This is a genomic window from Pseudomonas serbica, assembly GCF_028823535.1.
Classification (GTDB): Bacteria; Pseudomonadota; Gammaproteobacteria; order Pseudomonadales; family Pseudomonadaceae; genus Aquipseudomonas; species Aquipseudomonas serbica.
This window is the reverse complement of sequence record NZ_JAQIYM010000007.1, coordinates 258,092-276,092: the sequence shown is the minus strand read 5'-3', so window position 1 is coordinate 276,092 and position 18,001 is coordinate 258,092. Positions and strand designations below refer to the sequence as shown.

The window sequence follows — 18,001 nt, the reverse complement described above, 5'->3', positions numbered from 1 at the left end:
GATCGCTTATGAAACGCGCATCCAAAGAAAATAGAGAAGCCGGTGGTTACTGGGCTGGCTGAGCATTAGTGCCTGGAAAAACCGAAAGGACAAATCGGCATTCGGCTCCCGGTTCTTCGAAGCCGGAACGTTGTTCAAGCACGAATCCGCAGCGCTCCAGTACTTTTCTCGACCCCACGTTTTCCTTGAATACGTAAGCCACCAGTTGCGTCAGTTGCCAACGGTGCTGCGCCTGCTCGATCAGATGCCTGAGCGCCTGTGTCGCCAGGCCCCGGCCGCAAGTGTCGCGATCGATCCGATAGCCAACTTCGGCGCAACCCTTCGCCGGGTCGATGCTCTTGAGGTTGGCTCGACCGACAATCCTTTCACTGGCGTCTTCGATTACCAACGGATGCCAGGCGCCGATGGCGAAACCGGATAGATAGCCTTGGATATGCTCGGCGACGCCCTGCAATGAGTAAAAAGAAGATTCGCGGGCATCGATATGGGATTCGAACCATTCACGGTTGCGGACTTCGAATGCGAGCAACGCTTCGGTGTCGTTGCTTTTCAGCTCGCGAATCTTGAATGTCTTCATTCATCAACACTCCTGTGTTTCAGGCCGAAAGCGTGGCTGTCAGGTGCCGTAGTGCCCGGCGGAAGACCGGATGACAATCGGCAATCGGCAACTTATCAAGCGGGGCCCAGAAAAAGCTGAAGGCGTGGCCATGGTCATCGAGTGTTTGGTAGGTCCATTGTTCCGGCAGCGGCGCCTGCGCGTGGCACAGTTGAAACGACCATACCTGCTCGAGATGTTCGGCGTTCCAGCAACCCAGATCACTGACAACCGAGGCGTCGTCTATTCCAGACTCCTCGCTCAATTCACGAAGAGCGGCTTCTGCGGGTGTTTCTCCTGGCTCGATTGTGCCTTTGACCAGTTGCACGCCTGCCAGGGGATGGCGGAACAGAAGGATGCGCGGGTCAGTAATGCTGGAGAGAATGACGGGGCACGCCTTGTTCGGCGACATGGCGATCTCCTTATCGACGATGAAGCTAACATCATACGGTCTTTGACCCATATTTGTAGAAGCCGGCTTGCTGGCGATGGCGGCGTGACAGCGGACGGAGTACATATCCATTCCTGCGGTAACGGCCACTTAGGGTTCCGCTCTTACAGCGGGTCACTTTGAAAAGCGCAAAGTAACCAAACGCTCTTGCCCCTGGCGTTCGGTGCCTCGCTGTGGCTCGGCCTCTCGATGGGGCAAGTAAAATCAAAAGCCAAATCAAAAGCCATATCAAAAGCCATATCAAAAGCCATATCAAAAGCCATATCAAAAGCCAAAGCGAGGCGGCCTAGCGGCCGGCCTGGTCGGAAGCCGTACCCTACAGGTGACGGGGTTATCGCTGCGGATCGAGGTTATCCAGCGCGCGATTTACCGCGAGGTCGGCGAGCATGATCACCTGTTGGATGCCCAGCAACATGCTGCGTTGTGGTCCATCCACGAATGTCGCGAAATCGGTGGCCATGACGCCGGCGGATGCCAGGGATTCACAGGCGTGGGCCAGGAGTGTTTCGGTGTCGATGTTTGGGCCGATGAGGAACATCGTACTGGGGTTGTGAGGGGCAGAGGATTTCAGGATGGCGGGTTTGAGGTGAAGCTCGCGGGAAGTTGCGGATTCGGGGGGATTGGGGGTGGGTTTGGGCATGGTGAAACTCCGTTTATACCTTGTGAAGCCACCGCAACCTGTCGCTAAACAAGTAAGGGTGGCAGCTGTGCGCAGGTTAGCGAACCGAGAGGTATAAGACCCGGCAGACCCGAGAGTCTCCCGTGCACAGCCACCATATCGAAAATCGCATGCATAAAAACGCATGCGATTAAGACAAGTGTCTTATTGCGCTTATACCTTGTCGGATCGCTAAATCCGGTCACTGATTGGCAGCGACCCGAAAACGATAAAGACAAGGTACAAGGCGCACAAGCCGGCGGATTTTGGCGTAGTTGTAGGCAACGGCGCAAGGCAATGTAGCCTCGTATTTTTCCTACAGATGTTGCCTGGATCGAGTACAGGCGGGAGAGATTGGTCGACTGTCAGGCCGCCTTCGCTGGCAAGCCAGCTCCTACAGGGGAATGCGTTCGCCTGAAATCCGGTCGGCTCGTAGGCCGCCTCGCTTTGGCTTTTGATTTTTTTGCCCCATCGAGAGGCTTCGTTCCGGTTCTGCGCAGTGGGCAACCCGGCATGGATGCCGGGTTAGCCGCGCTGGGCCATGGATGGCCCATCGCGGCGGGCCCACGGAGCAGGACCGGAGCGAGGGCATGCCGAGCCACAGCGAGGCACCGAACGCCAGGGGCAAGAGCGCTTGGTTACTTGGCGCTTTTCCAAGTAACCCGCTGTAAGAGCGGAACCCTAGGTGGCCGTTACCAAAGGAATGGATATGTACCCGGTCAACAAATAACAGGTCGGCTGTCAGGCCGCCTTCGCGAGCAGGCTCGCTCCCACAATTGATCGGGTTTGGCCGTGGGAGATGGGTCGCCTGTTAGGCCGCCATCGCAGCGATGCGATACCAGTAGTGGACGGCGGATTCAGTGCAGGCTAAAAAGAAACGTTACCGATGCTGCGTCGGGAACATTTCCCGGCTCTCCAGATCACCCGGCAAAAAAGGGAGTTTGCAACGTGACTGAAGATACCAAAACCAAAGGACCCGCCTCGTACTTTCCTTCAATCGAAAAAAAGTACGGGCAGCCGGTCAGCCACTGGCTTGACCTGCTCAAGACCCTCAACAACAAGAAGCACATGGAAATGGTCGCCTGGCTCAAGACCGAGCACGGCCTCGGTCATGGCCATGCCAATGCTCTGGTCGCCTACTACCTGGCCCACGCAGGTTGAAGCAAGCTCGTCACGCAAGCTTGATAGCGCCACCCTGGATCTCGTCACGGGCGATGCGCAAATCGATGGCGTCCTGGTTGAGCCGATGGATCAGGTTGAGCAGGCGCTGGCGCAGCACCTCGTCCTTGAGCTGTTCAGCGGCGCGCATCACATCAAGCGCCGCGCCCTCGTTGTTGGAGGCCACGGAGTCGAGCAGTTTGCGGATGCTTCTTGATGGCCGGTTCATGGGTCGCTCCCTCGGTTTTGGTTGAGGCGGATCATAGGCGCGTTATGTTTCGTCCATGTTGCAGCCACCAAAGGTTTGCACGGCTTTTCAACAGGGTTGCGATGGCATGGGCTAATCTGCCCTCAGGCTCGACAGGCATGACCGTCCCCCATCAGCTCAAGGCATTGGCAATATGATCATTTCGTCCGCATCCGACTATCGCGAAGCAGCCCGTCGCAAGCTCCCGCGTTTTTTGTTCGACTACATCGATGGCGGAGCCTATGCCGAGCATACGCTGAGGGCCAACAGCGCCGATCTGGCGGACGTCAGCCTGCGCCAGCGCATCCTCAAGAACGTCGAAGCGTTGAGCCTGGAGACCACCCTGTTCGATCAGCGACTGTCGATGCCCATCGTGTTGGCGCCGGTCGGCCTGACCGGCATGTTCGCCCGCCGTGGCGAGGTGCAGGCGGTCAAGGCGGCCGAAAACAAGGGCATCCCGCTGTGCCTGTCCACCGTGTCGGTGTGCTCGATCGAAGAAGTCCGCGCCAATACCCGACAGCCCATCTGGTTTCAGCTGTATGTGCTCAAGGACCGGGGCATCATGAGAAACGCGCTGGAGCGCGCCAAGGCCGCCGGCGTGCAGAACCTGGTGTTCACGGTCGATATGCCGACGCCCGGCGCGCGCTATCGCGATGCCCATTCGGGCATGTCCGGTCCCTATGCATCGTCGCGGCGTATGTTGCAGGCCATCACCCGGCCCGACTGGGCCTTCAACGTCGGCCTGATGGGTCGCCCCCATGACCTGGGCAATGTCTCGAAGTATCTGGGCAAGGCCGTGACCCTCGAAGATTACATCGGCTGGCTGGCCAACAACTTCGACCCGTCGATCAGCTGGAGCGACCTGGAGTGGATTCGCGACTTCTGGAAGGGCCCGATGATCATCAAGGGGATTCTCGACCCCGAGGACGCCAGGGATGCGATCAGTTTTGGCGCGGACGGCATTATTGTCTCCAACCACGGCGGGCGGCAGCTGGATGGCGTGCTCTCCACGGCCCAAGCGCTGCCGCCGATCATGCAAGCGGTCGGCAATGACCTCAAGGTGCTGGTCGATTCGGGGATCCGCTCGGGGCTGGATGTGGTGCGCATGTTGGCACTGGGGGCCAAAGGGGTACTGCTGGGACGCTCCATGGCCTATGCCCTGGCGGCTGACGGTCAACGCGGGGTGGAAAACATGCTGGATATCTTCGCCAAGGAAATGCGCGTGGCCATGACCTTGACGGGGGTCACCTCCATCGACCAGATCGACGAATCCATTCTGGTGCGTCATCCCCTCAAGTAAAGACACTCACGGTCAGGAACCGCCCATGCGCATCGCCCTGCTTTCCGATATCCATCTGTCCGTCGAGGCCCTGCCGTTCCCGGCGGTTGAAGCCGACATCGTGGTCCTGGCCGGAGACATCTCCCGGCCGGCCGCGGCCATCGAGTGGGCCAGGGCATGCCCGACACCGGTGCTGTACGTGGCCGGCAACCACGAATTCTACGGCAGCGACCTGATCTCGACCTACGAGCAGTTGCACAGCTTGTCCCAAGGCACATCGATCCACGTGCTCGAACGCACGGCGCACATTCACGACGGGGTACGGTTCCTCGGCTGTACGCTGTGGTCCGACTACCGCCTGTTTGATCGAGAAGAAGATCGGGCGCAGGGTATCGACATGGCCACCAGACTCATGCGCGACTTCAGCCGCATCAAGGTTGCGCCTGATTTTCCAGACCTGTTTACCCCGGCCATTTCCCAGCTGATTTTCCTGCAGACAGTCGCCTGGCTCGAAGAGTGTTTTGCCGCCGACCGCAGCATTCCCACGGTGGTGATCTCGCATTTCGCACCGACCCGCTCGAGCATCAGCCCGGCGTTCGCCGATTCGCCGATCAACGCGAGTTTCGTGTCAGACCTCGAAGCGCGGATCAAGCAGTGGCAGCCCGCACTCTGGCTGCATGGCCATACCCACGGCAGCTTCGACTACCGGATCGGCAACACCCGGGTCATTTGCAACGCCCGGGGCTATGCCAAAAATGGCATCAATGAAAACGCTCAGTTCGAGGCCGCCCATGTGATTGATCTGAACCTCTGAACCCCCAGCTTTCATACCAAAGCGTTACCCTGCTACACCCAGGTCTGGTGGTCGGCGGCAGGATTTGCCCCTACATTGCCCGCGCCCATGGCCCCGGCGCAAAAAGCGTATCGCACGGAGCATTGCTGGATTTAGAATCAGTCGAGGCCAACCCACCCGCCCCTATTGGCAGTTTCGCCGACGGACATTGACCCATGGACATCGCACCCCGTTTCATCATCCATGAAACCGCCCACTGGATCCTCAACCACCATATGTCTTCGGCGCTCCCCGGCTATCTGGTCCTGGGCACCCGGTACAACGTCAATTCACTGTCCGACCTCCCCGAGCAGGCCCTGGCCGAGATGGGCGTTCTGCTCGCCAAGGTCCAGAAAACACTGCAAGCGGAGTTGCAGCCCAAGTGGCTCTACATCAGCCGGTTCGGCCATGATCCGCGTTTCCCCATCCATTTCCACTACATCCCGGTGTACCCCTGGGTCGAAGACCTGTTCTGGCAGGATGAGCGCTACCGCCTGCTGGAAAACTTCGGCGACAGCGCCAGCGCGCACACCTTGACCGACGGCGCGGAAATGACCCTGTTCATCTGGCGCGAATTCGGCGAGAGCCCGCAACCACCGGCCATCGAGGGCCCTTCGATCGACCAGGTCATCGAGCGCTTGCGCACCTGCTTCAGCCCGGCGAGCCAACGCCTGCTCGTTCAAGCCGGCAGCTGACATCGGCGAACGCGGTGCTAACATGACGGGCGTACCCGGATGCCTCACCAGCGCATCCCTCACCCACTGTCGGCAGTCACCGCATGATCGAAGTCACCGAAGTTTCCATTGCCCAACTGCGCGCTGCGCTCGAATCCGGCCAGACAACCGCCGTCGAGCTGGTCCAGGCCTATCTCGCCAGGATCGATGCCTACGACACGCCCCAGACGCCCACCGCGCTCAACGCGGTAGTGGTACGCAACCCCGATGCGTTGCAAGAGGCACAGGCCAGTGATACCCGTCGCGCCAAGGGCCTGGCCCTGGGCCCGCTCGATGGCATTCCCTATACGGCCAAGGACAGTTATCTGGTCAAGGGGCTCACCGCCGCCTCCGGCAGTCCGGCCTTCAAGGACCTGGTCGCCTATCGCGATGCCTTTACCATCGAACGGCTGCGCGCCGCCGGCGCCATCTGCCTGGGCAAGACCAATATGCCGCCGATGGCCAACGGCGGCATGCAGCGTGGCGTCTACGGTCGCGCAGAAAGCCCGTACAACGCCGACTATCTCACCGCCCCCTTCGCCTCGGGCTCGTCTAACGGTGCCGGGACGGCCACCGCCGCCAGCTTTGCCGCCTTCGGCCTGGCGGAAGAAACCTGGTCGAGCGGTCGTGGCCCGGCCTCCAACAATGGCTTGTGTGCCTACACGCCTTCGCGCGGGGTGATCTCGGTGCGCGGTAACTGGCCGCTGACGCCGACCATGGACGTGGTCGTGCCATTTGCCAGAACCATGGCCGACCTGCTCGAAGTGCTCGACGTGGTGGTCGCCGAAGACCCCGACACCCGCGGCGACCTGTGGCGCCTGCAACCCTGGGTACCGATTCCATCAGTCGCCTCGGTGCGCCCCGCGTCTTACCAGGACCTGGCCGCCAACCCCGCGGCATTGGCTGGCAAACGCCTGGGCGTGCCGCGCATGTACATCAATGCCGACCCTGAAGCCGGCACCAGCGAGGCCCCTGGCATCGGCGGCCCGACAGGGCAGCGCATCCACACCCGGCCTTCGGTGATCGGTCTGTGGGAACAGGCACGCCAGGCCTTGCAAGCCGCTGGCGCCGAAGTCGTCGAAGTGGATTTCCCCCTGGTCTCCAACTGCGAGGGCGATCGTCCCGGGGCGCCGACGGTGTTCAATCGCGGAATCGTGTCCAAGGAATTCCTCCATCACGAATTGTGGGACCTGACGGCCTGGGCGTTCGACGATTTCCTCCAGGCCAACGGCGATCCGCAATTGAACCGCCTGGTGGATGTCGACGGGCCGCTGATTTTCCCCCATGACCCGGGCACCCTACCCAACCGCGAAGGCGACCTTGCCGCCGGCATGGACGAGTACGTGCGCATGGCCGAGCGTGGTATCACGCCGTGGGACCAGATCCCGACAGTGCCGGACGGCCTGCGCGGCCTTGAACAGACGCGCAAGATCGATCTTGAGCAGTGGATGGATCGGTTGGGCCTCGATGCGGTGCTCTTCCCGACCGTCGCAGACGTCGGCCCGGCCAATGCCGACGTCGACCCGGCAGCGGCGGACATCGCCTGGAGCAACGGCGTCTGGGTGGCCAACGGCAACCTCGCGATACGCCATCTGGGGGTTCCGACGGTCACCGTGCCAATGGGCGTCATGCCGGACATCGGCATGCCCGTGGGGCTGACCTTTGCCGGTCGCGCCTACTACGATTCGAGCCTGCTGCGCCTGGCTTCGGCGTTCGAGGCCACAGGTTCGAAGCGCTTGATCCCGCCGCGCACCCCGCCGCTGGGCAAGTGACAGAGCGGACGGGACCGGCGCTAACGGCGTCGGTCCCGCCCCCGCCACTCACTGGTGCATCCGGGTGCGGTTGGCGCTTTATAAAAGTGCAGGATGCATCGTTGATTTGCACCGACGCTCGACGATCTCCCCTTGCCCGCCCACGTATCGGCAACGATCACGGCCTGAAAGGCATTTCTGGCGCGTGACTTGCTAGGTACACCTCAACCCTGCAGTCAACGCTGATTGCATGCATACGACAAAGGCGCCGTGTGTCCCCCGTTTTTCTGACGGTGGGCCGCATGGCGCCTTTTTTGTTTCCGGCATCGGCAATGGCCGGCAAGAAATTCGAGGGGCGAGGATGGCAAGCAAAACCGTACGCAGTGTATGTCCCTATTGTGGTGTGGGCTGCGGCATCGTCATGCAGGTCGAAAACAACCGGGTCGTCAAGGTCAGCGGCGACAAGGCCCACCCGACCAACGCCGGCAGGCTTTGCACCAAAGGCACCACCTGTGGCCAGGCCATCGCCGAGTCGGGGCGGATGGAACATGCCTACCTGCGCCAGGAACGCCAGCGAGATCCGGTGCGCATTGCCATGGACAAGGCCATCAGCGAGACGGCCAGCCGGTTGCGCGACACACTCGATCGCCACGGCCCCGATGCATTGTCGTTCTACGTGTCGGGGCAAATGTCGCTGGAAGCCCAATACCTGATCAACAAGCTGGCCAAGGGTTTCGTCGGCACCAACAACATAGAATCCAATTCCCGCCTGTGCATGGCCAGCGCCGGCAGCGGCTACAAGCTCTCCCTCGGTTCCGACGGACCTCCGGGCTCGTATCAGGACTTCGATCGCGCGGACCTGTTTTTCGTCATCGGCGCCAACATGGCCGACTGTCACCCGATCCTGTTCCTGCGCATGATGGATCGGGTCAAGGCTGGAGCGAAGCTGATCGTGGTCGACCCACGGCGCAGCGCCACCGCAGACAAAGCCGACCTGTTCCTGCCGATCCTGCCTGGGACCGACCTGGCATTGCTCAATGGCTTGCTGCACCTGCTGGTGAAAAACGGCCATACCGATCCCGCCTTCATTGCGGCGTTCACCGAAGGCTGGGACGCCATGCCCGAATTCCTCGAGGACTATCCACCAGCCAGGGTCGCGCACATCACCGGCCTGCCCGAGGCGGACATTCGTCAGGCCGCGCAATGGATAGGCGAGGCCGCCGAGTGGATGAGCTGCTGGACCATGGGCCTGAACCAGAGTACCCACGGCACCTGGAACACCAATGCCCTGTGCAACCTGCACCTGGCCACCGGCGCGATCTGCCGGCCAGGCAGCGGGCCGTTTTCCCTGACCGGGCAACCGAACGCCATGGGCGGTCGCGAGATGGGCTACATGGGACCAGGCCTGCCCGGCCAGCGTTCGGCGCTGGTCGAGGCGGACCGGGCGTTCATCGAGGATCTCTGGCGCATCCCCCGCGACAGCCTGCCGCGCGCCGCTGGCGGCGGCACCGTGGCCCTGTTCGAAGACATGAGCGCAGGCAAGATCAAGGCCTGCTGGATCATCTGCACCAACCCGGTAGCCTCCGGCCCCAACCGCCAGAAGGTCATCGACGGCCTGCAGGCGGCACAATTGGTGATCACCCAGGACGCCTACCTCGACACCGAGACCAACCGCTACGCCGATATCCTCCTGCCCGGCGCGCTCTGGGCCGAGGCCGAGGGCGTGATGATCAACTCCGAGCGCAACCTGACGCTGATGCAAAAAGCCGTGGAGCCCCCGGGCGAGACGCTGCCCGACTGGCAGATCATCGCCCGCGTGGCCTGCGAGATGGGCTTCGCCGACGGGTTCTCATACAGCACTGCCGAGGAGGTGTTCGAAGAGATCAAGCGCGCCTGGAACCCCAGGACCGGCTACGACATTCGCGGCGCCAGCTACCCGCGCCTGCGCGACCAACCGCTGCAATGGCCGTGCGCGTCCGAGGCCGCCGCGCCGCGCAATCCGATTCGCTACCTCAACGACGGCGTGAGCCAGACGCTCAAGGTCGAAGCCGATGGCAGCCAGCCGGCGATCGTGTTTGCCACCGAGCGCGGCAAAGGCTTCTTCCTCGCCCGGCCGCACATGATGCCGGCGGAAATGCCGGATGAAGCCTTTCCCTTCGTGCTTAACACCGGGCGCTTGCAGCACCAGTGGCACACCCTGACCAAGACCGGCAAGGTGGCGACCCTGAACAAGCTCAATCCGGGGCCCTTCGTCGAGATCCATCCCGAGGATGCCAGCGCGTTGGGCATCAAGGACAGGGACCCGGTCGAAGTTCGCTCCGTGCGGGGTCGGGCCGTGTTGCCGGCGGTGGTGACCGACCGGGTGCGCCAGGGTAATTGTTTTGCGCCTTTTCACTGGAACGATGTGTTTGGCGAACACCTGGCGATCAATGCCGTGACCAACGATGCCGTCGACCCGATATCGCAGCAGCCTGAGTTCAAGTTCTGTGCGGTCGCCCTGCAACGCGTCGAACTGATTGACCATCAGTTCCTGCAAACCCCAACGCCTGCTGCCATCGCCCCCTCCCCCGTGCCAGAGGAACTCGCCATGTCGAGCATCGAGACCTTCGCTGATCTGGCGGGCATCCGTCGCCTGCCCTCCCCGCAACTGAACGACAGCGAGCGCACCTACCTCGCCGGTTTTCTCAGTGGCTTGCAATCGACCGCCGGACGCCAGGCGGCTGGTGTGCCGGTGCTGCCGCCCAGCGCGCCTCTGGCTACCGAGACTCGCCTGTGGCTGGACGGGCTCCTGGGCGGGTTGTTCAGTCGGGTCGATGCGGGTATCGCACAACTGGGCAACCAGGCTGAAACTCCGGCACCCATCATCACCGACGACGCGCCCGCCGTGACATTGCTCTGGGCCTCGCAAACCGGCAATGCCGAAACCCTGGCCGAGCGTCTAGCCGCGCGCCTGCGCGACGGCGGTTTCGCCGTGGAGCTGAGCGCGATGGCCGACTTTCCCGCCAGCAAGCTGGCCAGCACGCAGAACCTGGCCCTGATCAGCAGCACCTTCGGCGATGGCGATCCGCCGGACAACGGCGAAGGGTTCTGGCACACCCTCAGCACCACCCAGACTCGCCTGGAATCGCTGCGCTTTGCCGTGCTGGCCCTGGGTGACCCGGCCTACGACCAGTTCTGCCGGCACGGCAGGCAACTCGACCAACGCCTGCAGGAACTGGGCGCCACTCGCCTGCTGGAACGGGTCGATTGCGACACCGAATTCGAAGAGCGCGCCGATACATGGCTGGCGCAACTGCAGAAGACGCTCAAGCCCGAGCCTGCGGTCGTTGTCCAGACGCACGGCGCCGCCAGCCCCGCCGAAACACCCGGCAAGGCCAAACCCCACGCCTCGCGGTTGCTGGCCAATCTTCACCTGAACAGCCAGAGCCCGCACAAGGAGACCCGCATGTTTTCCCTGGACCTGGCGGATTCAGCGCTGCGTTATGAGGCGGGGGACGCCCTGGGCGTGCATCCGCGCAATTGTCCGGAACTGGTCGATGAGTTACTCGCCCTGACCCGGTTGAATGCCGAGGCGACGGTAAACATCGAAAAAGGTGGCGAGGTGTCGTTGCGTCAGGCACTCACCGAACACTACGAAATTGCCCGGCCCAACAGCGACACCCTGGCCTTCATCGCCGAGCGCAGCACCAACCCCGGCTTGAAACAGCTGCTGGGCAATGGGCACAAGGCTCAGTTGAAACAATGGTTGTGGGGACGTCAATTGGCAGACGTACTGCAGGAGTATCCGCTCGACTGCTCGGCGAGCGAGCTGCTGGGTACCTTCAAGCGCCTGCAACCGCGCCAGTACTCCATCGCGTCGAGCGCCAAGGTGCATCCACGGGAAGTCCATCTCACCGTGGCGGCGGTGCGCTACGGCAAACGCAAGGGCGTGTCCTCGACCTTTCTCGCCGACCGCGCGCAAGACGCCGAGGTACCGGTTTTCATCCAGCCGTCGAAACACTTTCGCGTGCCCACCGATGGTGATGTACCGATGATCATGATCGGCCCCGGTACCGGCGTTGCCCCCTTCCGCGCCTTCTTGCAGGAACGCCGGGCGCGGGGCGATCAGGGCAGGAACTGGCTGTTCTTCGGTGAACAGCACGCCGCCAGCGATTTCTATTACCGCGATGAACTGCAAGGCATGCAGCACGATGGCCTGCTGACGAACCTGAGCCTGGCGTTTTCCCGTGACCAGGCCGAGAAAATCTACGTACAGGACCGCATCCGCGAACAAGGCGCCGAACTCTGGCGCTGGCTGCAGGACGGCGCCCGGTTGTACATCTGTGGCGATGCCAGCTGCATGGCCAGGGACGTCGACCAGGCGTTGCGCCAGGTCGCGCAGCACCATGGCGGCCTGGACCCGCAAGGCGCTGCCGATTATTGGCGCCAGATGAGTGAGCACAAGCGGTATTTGCGGGATGTCTATTGAGTGGTTGGAACATTGTAGGAGCCCGGCTTGCCGGCGAAGGCGGCCTTGAGTACTGCGCTGGTCTTTCGGGCCTCTTCGCTGGCAAGCCAGCTCCTACAAGTCCGAAGAAAACCACGGATTCATGGCCAACACAAAACATTGTAGGAGCCCGGCTTGCCGGCGAAGGCTGCCTTGAGTATTGCGCTGGTCTTTCGGGCCTCTTCGCTGGCAAGCCAGCTCCTACAGGTCCGAGGACAGCCAAGGACTCATGGCCAACACAAAACATTGCAGGAGCCCGGCTTGCCGGCGAAGGCGGCCTTGAGTATTGCGCTGGTCTTTCGGGCCTCTTCGCTGGCAAGCCAGCTCCTACAGGTCCGTGGAAAATCACGGACTCATGGCCAACACAAAACATTGTAGGAGCCCGGCTTGCCGGCGAAGGCTGCCTTGAGTATTGCGCTGGTTTTTCGGGCCTCTTCGCTGGCGATACGCCACTGACGCCTTCATAGGAAACATTTCGAGGCGTAATTTTCCGGCGCCTTGAAAGATTCCGCCTATGGACTACAAATACTCCAGCTATTAGCCGTCTGCCCAAGGGCGGTCTAGCCTTATCTAACGCCGGTGCGGTCTGGCCGGTCGAGACCTGATAAGAAGATAAAGCAGGAGTCAGTAACCGACTAGGCACACCTGGGTACATCGCGTTGGCAATTCGCTTGCCAGTGCCGCTGATGCCCGTTTGGCCACGATGATCAGTTGATCGACTTGCTGGGCCAACAGCCTGAGTCATTGATTTCACTCAACGCTATCGAACCTTGACCGGGACGATGGCTGAATGAACACGACCAAAGGTAGCTCACAGATGGGAACTGAAACGAAATGCCCGTTCAATCACGCCGCTGGTGGTGGCACCACGAACCGCGATTGGTGGCCGAACCAGCTGAATCTGAAGATCCTGCACCAGCACTCGCCCCTGTCTACCCCCGCGGACGAGGGCTTCAACTACGCCCAGGCGTTCAAGAGCCTGGATTTCGCCGCGCTCAAGCGTGACCTCACCGCCCTGATGACCGACTCGCAAGACTGGTGGCCGGCGGACTTCGGTCACTACGGCCCGCTGTTCGTCCGCATGGCCTGGCACTCCGCCGGCACCTACCGGACCGGCGATGGCCGAGGCGGCGCCGGCTCTGGCCAGCAGCGCTTCGCTCCGCTCAACAGTTGGCCGGACAACGTCAGCCTGGACAAGGCCCGTCGCCTGCTGTGGCCGATCAAGCAAAAGTATGGCAACAGCATTTCCTGGGCCGACCTGATCGTCCTGACCGGTAACGTCGCACTGGAATCCATGGGCTTCAAGACTTTCGGTTTTTCCGGCGGCCGACCTGACGTCTGGGAACCGGACGAAGATGTGTACTGGGGCTCGGAAAACAAATGGCTGGGCGGTGACGTTCGCTACGACAAGGCGCAAAAACCCGTGCAGGAGCCCGGCGACGGCCCGCTCGTTGCCGAACCGGGGAAAAACGAGGAGAGTCGTACGGAGCAAGGCCGCAATCTGGAAAACCCTCTGGCGGCCGTGCAAATGGGCCTGATCTATGTGAACCCGGAAGGCCCGGAAGGTAACCCGGACCCGGTGGCCGCCGGCAAGGACATCCGCGAGACCTTCGGCCGCATGGCCATGAACGACGAAGAAACCGTGGCACTGATTGCCGGCGGCCACGCGTTCGGCAAGACCCATGGCGCCGGCCCTGCCGACAACGTCGGTCCCGAGCCCGAAGCGGCCGGCCTTGAAGAACAGGGCCTGGGCTGGAGGAACAAGTTCGGCAGCGGCAAAGGCCCGGACACCATCACCAGCGGCCTGGAAGTGACCTGGACCACCACACCCACGAAGTGGAGCAACAATTTCCTGGAGAACGTGTTCGGCTTCGAATGGGAACTGACCAAGAGCCCGGCGGGTGCCCACCAGTGGACCCCGAAAAACGGTGCCGGTGCCGGGATCATTCCGGACGCGCACGACCCCTCCAAACGGCGCAATCCAACCATGCTGACCACGGACCTGGCGCTGCGCTTCGACCCGATCTACGAACCGATTTCCCGGCGCTTCCTGGAGAATCCCGACCAATTGGCCGACGCGTTCGCCCGCGCCTGGTACAAGCTGATCCACCGCGACATGGGGCCGCTGTCGCGCTACCTCGGCCCGGAAATGCCCAATGAAGAACTGCTGTGGCAAGACCCGATACCCGCAGTCGATCACCCACTGGTCAACGACAGTGACGTCGCAGCGCTGAAAAGCAAGCTGCTGGCTTCGGGCCTGTCGGTCTCGCAACTGGTTTCGACAGCGTGGGCGGCGGCGTCCACCTTCCGCGGTTCGGATAAGCGCGGCGGCGCCAACGGCGGGCGTTTGCGCCTGGCCCCACAGAAATTCTGGCAGGCCAACCAGCCCGACCAACTGGCGAGCGTGCTGGCAAAACTCGAGGGTATCCAGCAGGAATTCAACGCCGGCGGCAAGAAAATCTCCCTGGCCGACCTGATCGTCCTCGCCGGCTGTGCAGGCGTTGAACAGGCCGCGAAAAATGCCGGGCACACGATCACGGTGCCGTTCACCCCGGGGCGCATGGACGCTTCCCAGGAACAGACCGATGTCGAGTCTTTCGGTTTTCTCGAACCGATCGCCGATGGCTTCCGCAATTACCTCAAGGGTAAATACAGCGTATCGGCGGAGTCGCTGTTGATCGACAAGGCGCAGTTGCTGACCCTGACCGCACCGGAAATGACCGTGCTGATTGGCGGCCTGCGCGTGCTCAAGACCAACGTCGGCCAAACTTCCCACGGGGTCTTCACCACGCGGCCTGAAGCACTGACCACAGATTTCTTCACCAACCTGCTGGACATGGGCGTGGAGTGGAAACCGGTGTCGGACGCCCAGGAAGCGTTTGAAGCGAGCGATCGCAAGACCGGCCAGAAAAAGTGGACGGGCACTCGCGTCGACCTGGTCTTCGGCTCCAACTCGCAACTGCGCGCGTTGTCGGAGTTCTATGCCAGCAATGGCGAGGAAAAGTTCATCAAGGACTTCGTGGCGGCCTGGACCAAGGTGATGAACCTTGACCGCTTCGACCTGAGGTGAGCTGACCGCCCGGCGTGAATGGGCGAGCGCGCAGCCATGACTGCGCGCTCGCCGATCACTCAGTGGGGTGCGCGATGGATGGTCTTGAGCAGGTCTTCGGGGCTGATGTGCCCGACGACCTGCTGCACGCTGCCCGGTTGCGGCAGATCGAGGATGTGCCCCTTCATCTTACCGATCACGTGCATCTCGCAAGGCTTGCAGTCGAATTTCAACGTCAGCACTTCGTCGCCATGGATCAACTGCATCGGCGCGACCTTGGTGCGCACGCCCGTCACGCCCTTGGCCTGCTTGGGACACAGGTTGAAGGAGAACCGCAGGCAGTGCTTGGTGATCATCACCGGTACTTCGCCCGTCTCTTCATGGGCCTCATAGGCCGCGTCGATCAGCTTCACCCCGTGACGGTGATAGAAGTCGCGGGCCTTCTGGTTATAGACGTTGGCCAGGAACGACAGGTGCGACTCCGGGTACACCGGTGGCGGCGTGGTTTCGGCTTTGCGGCCGCCCCGTGGGTGGGCCGCAATGCGTGCCACGGTCAGCGCTTCGATCACTTCGCGGCGCAAGGCCTTGAGCTGCGAGTTGGGGATGAAGAACGCCTGCGGAGCGTCCAGCTTGACGTTGGTGGCGTGGTACTCGGTGGTGCCCAGTTGGCCCAGCAGATCGTGCAGTTGGTCCAGGGCCTGCTCCGGCTTGTTGGCCACGCCGAATGGCCCCTCCAGGGCGACGCTGGCGCTGATGCCCTCTTCGCTGGTGGCGGTCAGTTCCAGGCGCTCTTCACGCAGGCGCGCCAGCCAGGAAAGACCGATCCGGCGCTCGGCGGAGGTCTTTTGCAGCGCCTGGGCCCAGTTGTGATCCAGGTTGCGGCTCAACGGGTGATTCGGGCGCAACTGGTGCAAGCCCTTGGGCATCTCGTTCGGTTCGACCCGGTAGCGATAGCGTTTCTCGCCGTCCTCTTCGAATTCGCCTTTAGGCTCGGCAATGTTGGTGCGCCAGCCCACCACTTCACGCTTGACCAGCACGTTGAGGCCGTCACCGTTGGACAGCGGCTCGTGGGTGACCACCAGCAGGTCGCGCTTGCCGACTTTTTCCACCACGCCCACCGGCAGGCCGGTGAAGGTCGGCGAGTCGAAGGCGCCGATGTCGATCTTGCGCTCGCTGACGAAGTAGTCGGTGCTGCCACGGTGGAAGGTCTTGTCCGGGTCGGGCAGGAAGAAATGCGCGGTGCGGCCGCTGGACGCGCGGGCAAGGTCCGGACGATCTTCGAGCACAGCGTCCAGGCGCTGGCGGTAGTAGGCGGTGATGTTCTTCACGTAGCCCATGTCCTTGTAGCGCCCTTCGATCTTGAACGAGCGCACGCCGGCTTCCACCAGGGCGCGGATGTTGGCGCTCTGGTTGTTGTCCTTCATGGACAGCAGGTGCTTCTCGTAGGCGATCACCCCACCCTTTTCGTCCTTGAGGGTGTACGGCAGGCGGCAGGCCTGGGAGCAGTCACCGCGGTTGGCGCTGCGGCCGGTCTGCGCGTGGGAAATATTGCACTGGCCGGAAAACGCCACGCACAACGCGCCGTGGATGAAGAACTCGATCGCTGCCTCGGTTTCGTCGGCAATGGCGCGGATTTCCTGCAGGTTCAGCTCACGAGCCAGTACCAGTTGCGAAAAACCGGCCTGGTCGAGGAACTTCGCCCGCTCCAGGGTGCGGATGTCGGTCTGGGTGCTGGCGTGCAGCTCGATCGGCGGGATGTCCAGTTCCATCACGCCCAGGTCCTGGACGATCAGCGCATCGACGCCGGCGTCGTACAACTCATGGATCAGCTTGCGTGCCGGCTCCAGCTCATTGTCGTGCAGGATCGTATTGATCGTGGTGAACACCCGGGCGTGGTAGCGATGGGCGAACTCCACCAGTGCGGCGATATCGCTCACCTCGTTGCAGGCGTTATGCCGGGCGCCGAAGCTTGGGCCGCCAAGGTAGACGGCATCGGCGCCATGCAGGATGGCCTCGCGGGCAATCGCCACGTCACGGGCGGGGCTGAGCAATTCCAGGTGATGTTTGGGCAGGGACATAATATTTTTTAGTCAGGCTGTCACGGTCGAGGCGCGCATTGTAGCGGTGAAATGCCCAGGCGGCACCCGTGTACTGCCAGGTGGCGGGTTCCGGGCGCGAAGATGCAGCTGCGCGTACCACAAACCCCTTGTAGGAGCTGGCTTGCCAGCGAAGGCGGCCTTAAATATCACGCTGCTATTTCGGGGCCTCTTCGCTGGCAAGCCAGCTCCTACAGGTTCGCGTGTGGGATTACAGTTAGGCTTTGGCGGCCATTGCGGTGACTTCCACCCGCATCCCTTCCACCGCCAGAGACGCTACACCCACTGCGGCGCGTACTGGCCACGGCTTGGCGAAGAAGCGCTTGTAGACCTCGTTGAACGCGGCGCGGTCGGCCATGTCGGTGAGGTAGATGGTCAGGTGCAGCACCCGGTCCATGGAACTGCCGGCGCGCTCCAGCGCCACTTTCAACGCCTGCAGGGTGCATTCGCTTTGCAGGGTGATATCGCCCAGTTCAAGGCTGCCATCGGCACGGGTCGGAATCTGGGTGGAGACCAGCATGCCGCCGAAACCGGCGACGTCGGAGGAAATGGAGTCCGCATCGGGATCGGGAACGAAGGTCAGGTCTTGGTTTGCCATGGGGGTCTCTTGCTTGAGTGGGTAAGGCGGCGCTCGCGCATGTCAGCCGGGGCATTCATGGCGCAACGCCGGTTGCCCAGCCAGTTTA

At 62.2% G+C, this 18,001-nt stretch carries 14 protein-coding genes; 7 read left to right on the top strand and 7 right to left on the bottom strand.

The annotated features are described in order from the left end of the window. Nucleotides 1–46: 46 nt before the first annotated feature. The 4 genes from NQL71_RS13740 to NQL71_RS13725 all read right to left on the bottom strand — a co-directional run bounded on the left by NQL71_RS13740 (nt 47) and on the right by NQL71_RS13725 (nt 1,686). Nucleotides 47–577, bottom strand: a complete 531-nt coding sequence (locus tag NQL71_RS13740) for a GNAT family N-acetyltransferase (RefSeq protein ID WP_274642806.1) — start codon at nt 575–577, stop codon at nt 47–49. 19 nt (nt 578–596) lie between these two features. Continuing rightward, nucleotides 597–1,007 (bottom strand): NUDIX hydrolase, encoded by a 411-nt coding sequence (locus tag NQL71_RS13735; RefSeq protein WP_046816425.1) that lies wholly within the window; start codon nt 1,005–1,007, stop codon nt 597–599. 143 nt (nt 1,008–1,150) lie between these two features. Next, on the bottom strand, nt 1,151–1,309 hold the full coding sequence (locus tag NQL71_RS13730; protein WP_274642805.1) for a hypothetical protein: 159 nt from the start codon (nt 1,307–1,309) through the stop codon (nt 1,151–1,153). Between the two features lie 68 nt (nt 1,310–1,377). Then, nucleotides 1,378–1,686 carry a DUF6124 family protein gene (locus NQL71_RS13725; protein WP_274642804.1) on the bottom strand — a complete coding sequence of 103 codons (309 nt, stop codon included), beginning with the start codon at nt 1,684–1,686 and terminating at the stop codon, nt 1,378–1,380. Nucleotides 1,687–2,652: 966 nt separating this feature from the next. Here NQL71_RS13725 and NQL71_RS13720 point away from each other — a divergent pair. Continuing rightward, the gene (locus tag NQL71_RS13720) at nt 2,653–2,865 is read left to right on the top strand and encodes a DUF4287 domain-containing protein (protein ID WP_046816416.1); all 213 of its coding nucleotides are present in this window, start codon (nt 2,653–2,655) and stop codon (nt 2,863–2,865) included. Nucleotides 2,866–2,875: 10 nt separating this feature from the next. Here the strand turns inward: NQL71_RS13720 and NQL71_RS13715 are convergent, their stop codons facing one another. Continuing rightward, a complete protein-coding gene (locus NQL71_RS13715) occupies nt 2,876–3,091 on the bottom strand; it encodes a hypothetical protein (RefSeq protein WP_046816415.1) in 216 nt (71 codons plus the stop codon). A gap of 172 nt (nt 3,092–3,263) precedes the next feature. Here NQL71_RS13715 and lldD point away from each other — a divergent pair, with 172 nt between their 5' ends. The 6 genes from lldD (at nt 3,264) to katG (ending at nt 15,240) form a co-directional block, all read left to right on the top strand. Further along, nucleotides 3,264–4,409, top strand: coding sequence for an FMN-dependent L-lactate dehydrogenase LldD (gene lldD, locus NQL71_RS13710; protein ID WP_274642803.1), 1,146 nt, complete (start codon nt 3,264–3,266; stop codon nt 4,407–4,409). Between the two features lie 25 nt (nt 4,410–4,434). Next, complete coding sequence (locus NQL71_RS13705; protein ID WP_077183055.1) at nt 4,435–5,202, top strand: metallophosphoesterase; 768 nt, start codon at nt 4,435–4,437, stop codon at nt 5,200–5,202. A 194-nt stretch (nt 5,203–5,396) separates the two neighbouring features. Then, nucleotides 5,397–5,915 (top strand): HIT family protein, encoded by a 519-nt coding sequence (locus tag NQL71_RS13700; protein WP_046816412.1) that lies wholly within the window; start codon nt 5,397–5,399, stop codon nt 5,913–5,915. Nucleotides 5,916–5,998: 83 nt separating this feature from the next. Further along, complete coding sequence (locus NQL71_RS13695; protein WP_274642802.1) at nt 5,999–7,705, top strand: amidase; 1,707 nt, start codon at nt 5,999–6,001, stop codon at nt 7,703–7,705. 340 nt (nt 7,706–8,045) lie between these two features. Continuing rightward, the gene (locus tag NQL71_RS13690) at nt 8,046–12,152 is read left to right on the top strand and encodes a bifunctional nitrate reductase/sulfite reductase flavoprotein subunit alpha (RefSeq protein WP_274642801.1); all 4,107 of its coding nucleotides are present in this window, start codon (nt 8,046–8,048) and stop codon (nt 12,150–12,152) included. 835 nt (nt 12,153–12,987) lie between these two features. Then, a complete protein-coding gene (katG, locus tag NQL71_RS13685; RefSeq protein ID WP_248687114.1) occupies nt 12,988–15,240 on the top strand; it encodes a catalase/peroxidase HPI in 2,253 nt (750 codons plus the stop codon). Nucleotides 15,241–15,299: 59 nt separating this feature from the next. Here the strand turns inward: katG and NQL71_RS13680 are convergent, their stop codons facing one another. Together NQL71_RS13680 and NQL71_RS13675 are read right to left on the bottom strand one after the other, a co-directional pair. Then, entirely contained in the window at nt 15,300–17,297 is a 1,998-nt protein-coding gene (locus NQL71_RS13680) for a peptidase U32 family protein (protein WP_077183051.1), read from the bottom strand. A gap of 235 nt (nt 17,298–17,532) precedes the next feature. After that, the gene (locus NQL71_RS13675) at nt 17,533–17,913 is read right to left on the bottom strand and encodes a RidA family protein (protein ID WP_046816407.1); all 381 of its coding nucleotides are present in this window, start codon (nt 17,911–17,913) and stop codon (nt 17,533–17,535) included. Nucleotides 17,914–18,001: the final 88 nt, after the last annotated feature.

Coding starts and splice junctions, on each gene's coding strand:
- NQL71_RS13740 (WP_274642806.1), bottom strand. CDS start 577: ATGAAGACATTCAAGATTCGCGAGCTGAAAAGCAACGACACCGAAGCG.
- NQL71_RS13735 (WP_046816425.1), bottom strand. CDS start 1,007: ATGTCGCCGAACAAGGCGTGCCCCGTCATTCTCTCCAGCATTACTGAC.
- NQL71_RS13730 (WP_274642805.1), bottom strand. CDS start 1,309: ATGGCTTTTGATATGGCTTTTGATATGGCTTTTGATATGGCTTTTGAT.
- NQL71_RS13725 (WP_274642804.1), bottom strand. CDS start 1,686: ATGCCCAAACCCACCCCCAATCCCCCCGAATCCGCAACTTCCCGCGAG.
- NQL71_RS13715 (WP_046816415.1), bottom strand. CDS start 3,091: ATGAACCGGCCATCAAGAAGCATCCGCAAACTGCTCGACTCCGTGGCC.
- lldD (WP_274642803.1), top strand. CDS start 3,264: ATGATCATTTCGTCCGCATCCGACTATCGCGAAGCAGCCCGTCGCAAG.
- NQL71_RS13705 (WP_077183055.1), top strand. CDS start 4,435: ATGCGCATCGCCCTGCTTTCCGATATCCATCTGTCCGTCGAGGCCCTG.
- NQL71_RS13700 (WP_046816412.1), top strand. CDS start 5,397: ATGGACATCGCACCCCGTTTCATCATCCATGAAACCGCCCACTGGATC.
- NQL71_RS13695 (WP_274642802.1), top strand. CDS start 5,999: ATGATCGAAGTCACCGAAGTTTCCATTGCCCAACTGCGCGCTGCGCTC.
- NQL71_RS13690 (WP_274642801.1), top strand. CDS start 8,046: ATGGCAAGCAAAACCGTACGCAGTGTATGTCCCTATTGTGGTGTGGGC.
- katG (WP_248687114.1), top strand. CDS start 12,988: ATGGGAACTGAAACGAAATGCCCGTTCAATCACGCCGCTGGTGGTGGC.
- NQL71_RS13680 (WP_077183051.1), bottom strand. CDS start 17,297: ATGTCCCTGCCCAAACATCACCTGGAATTGCTCAGCCCCGCCCGTGAC.
- NQL71_RS13675 (WP_046816407.1), bottom strand. CDS start 17,913: ATGGCAAACCAAGACCTGACCTTCGTTCCCGATCCCGATGCGGACTCC.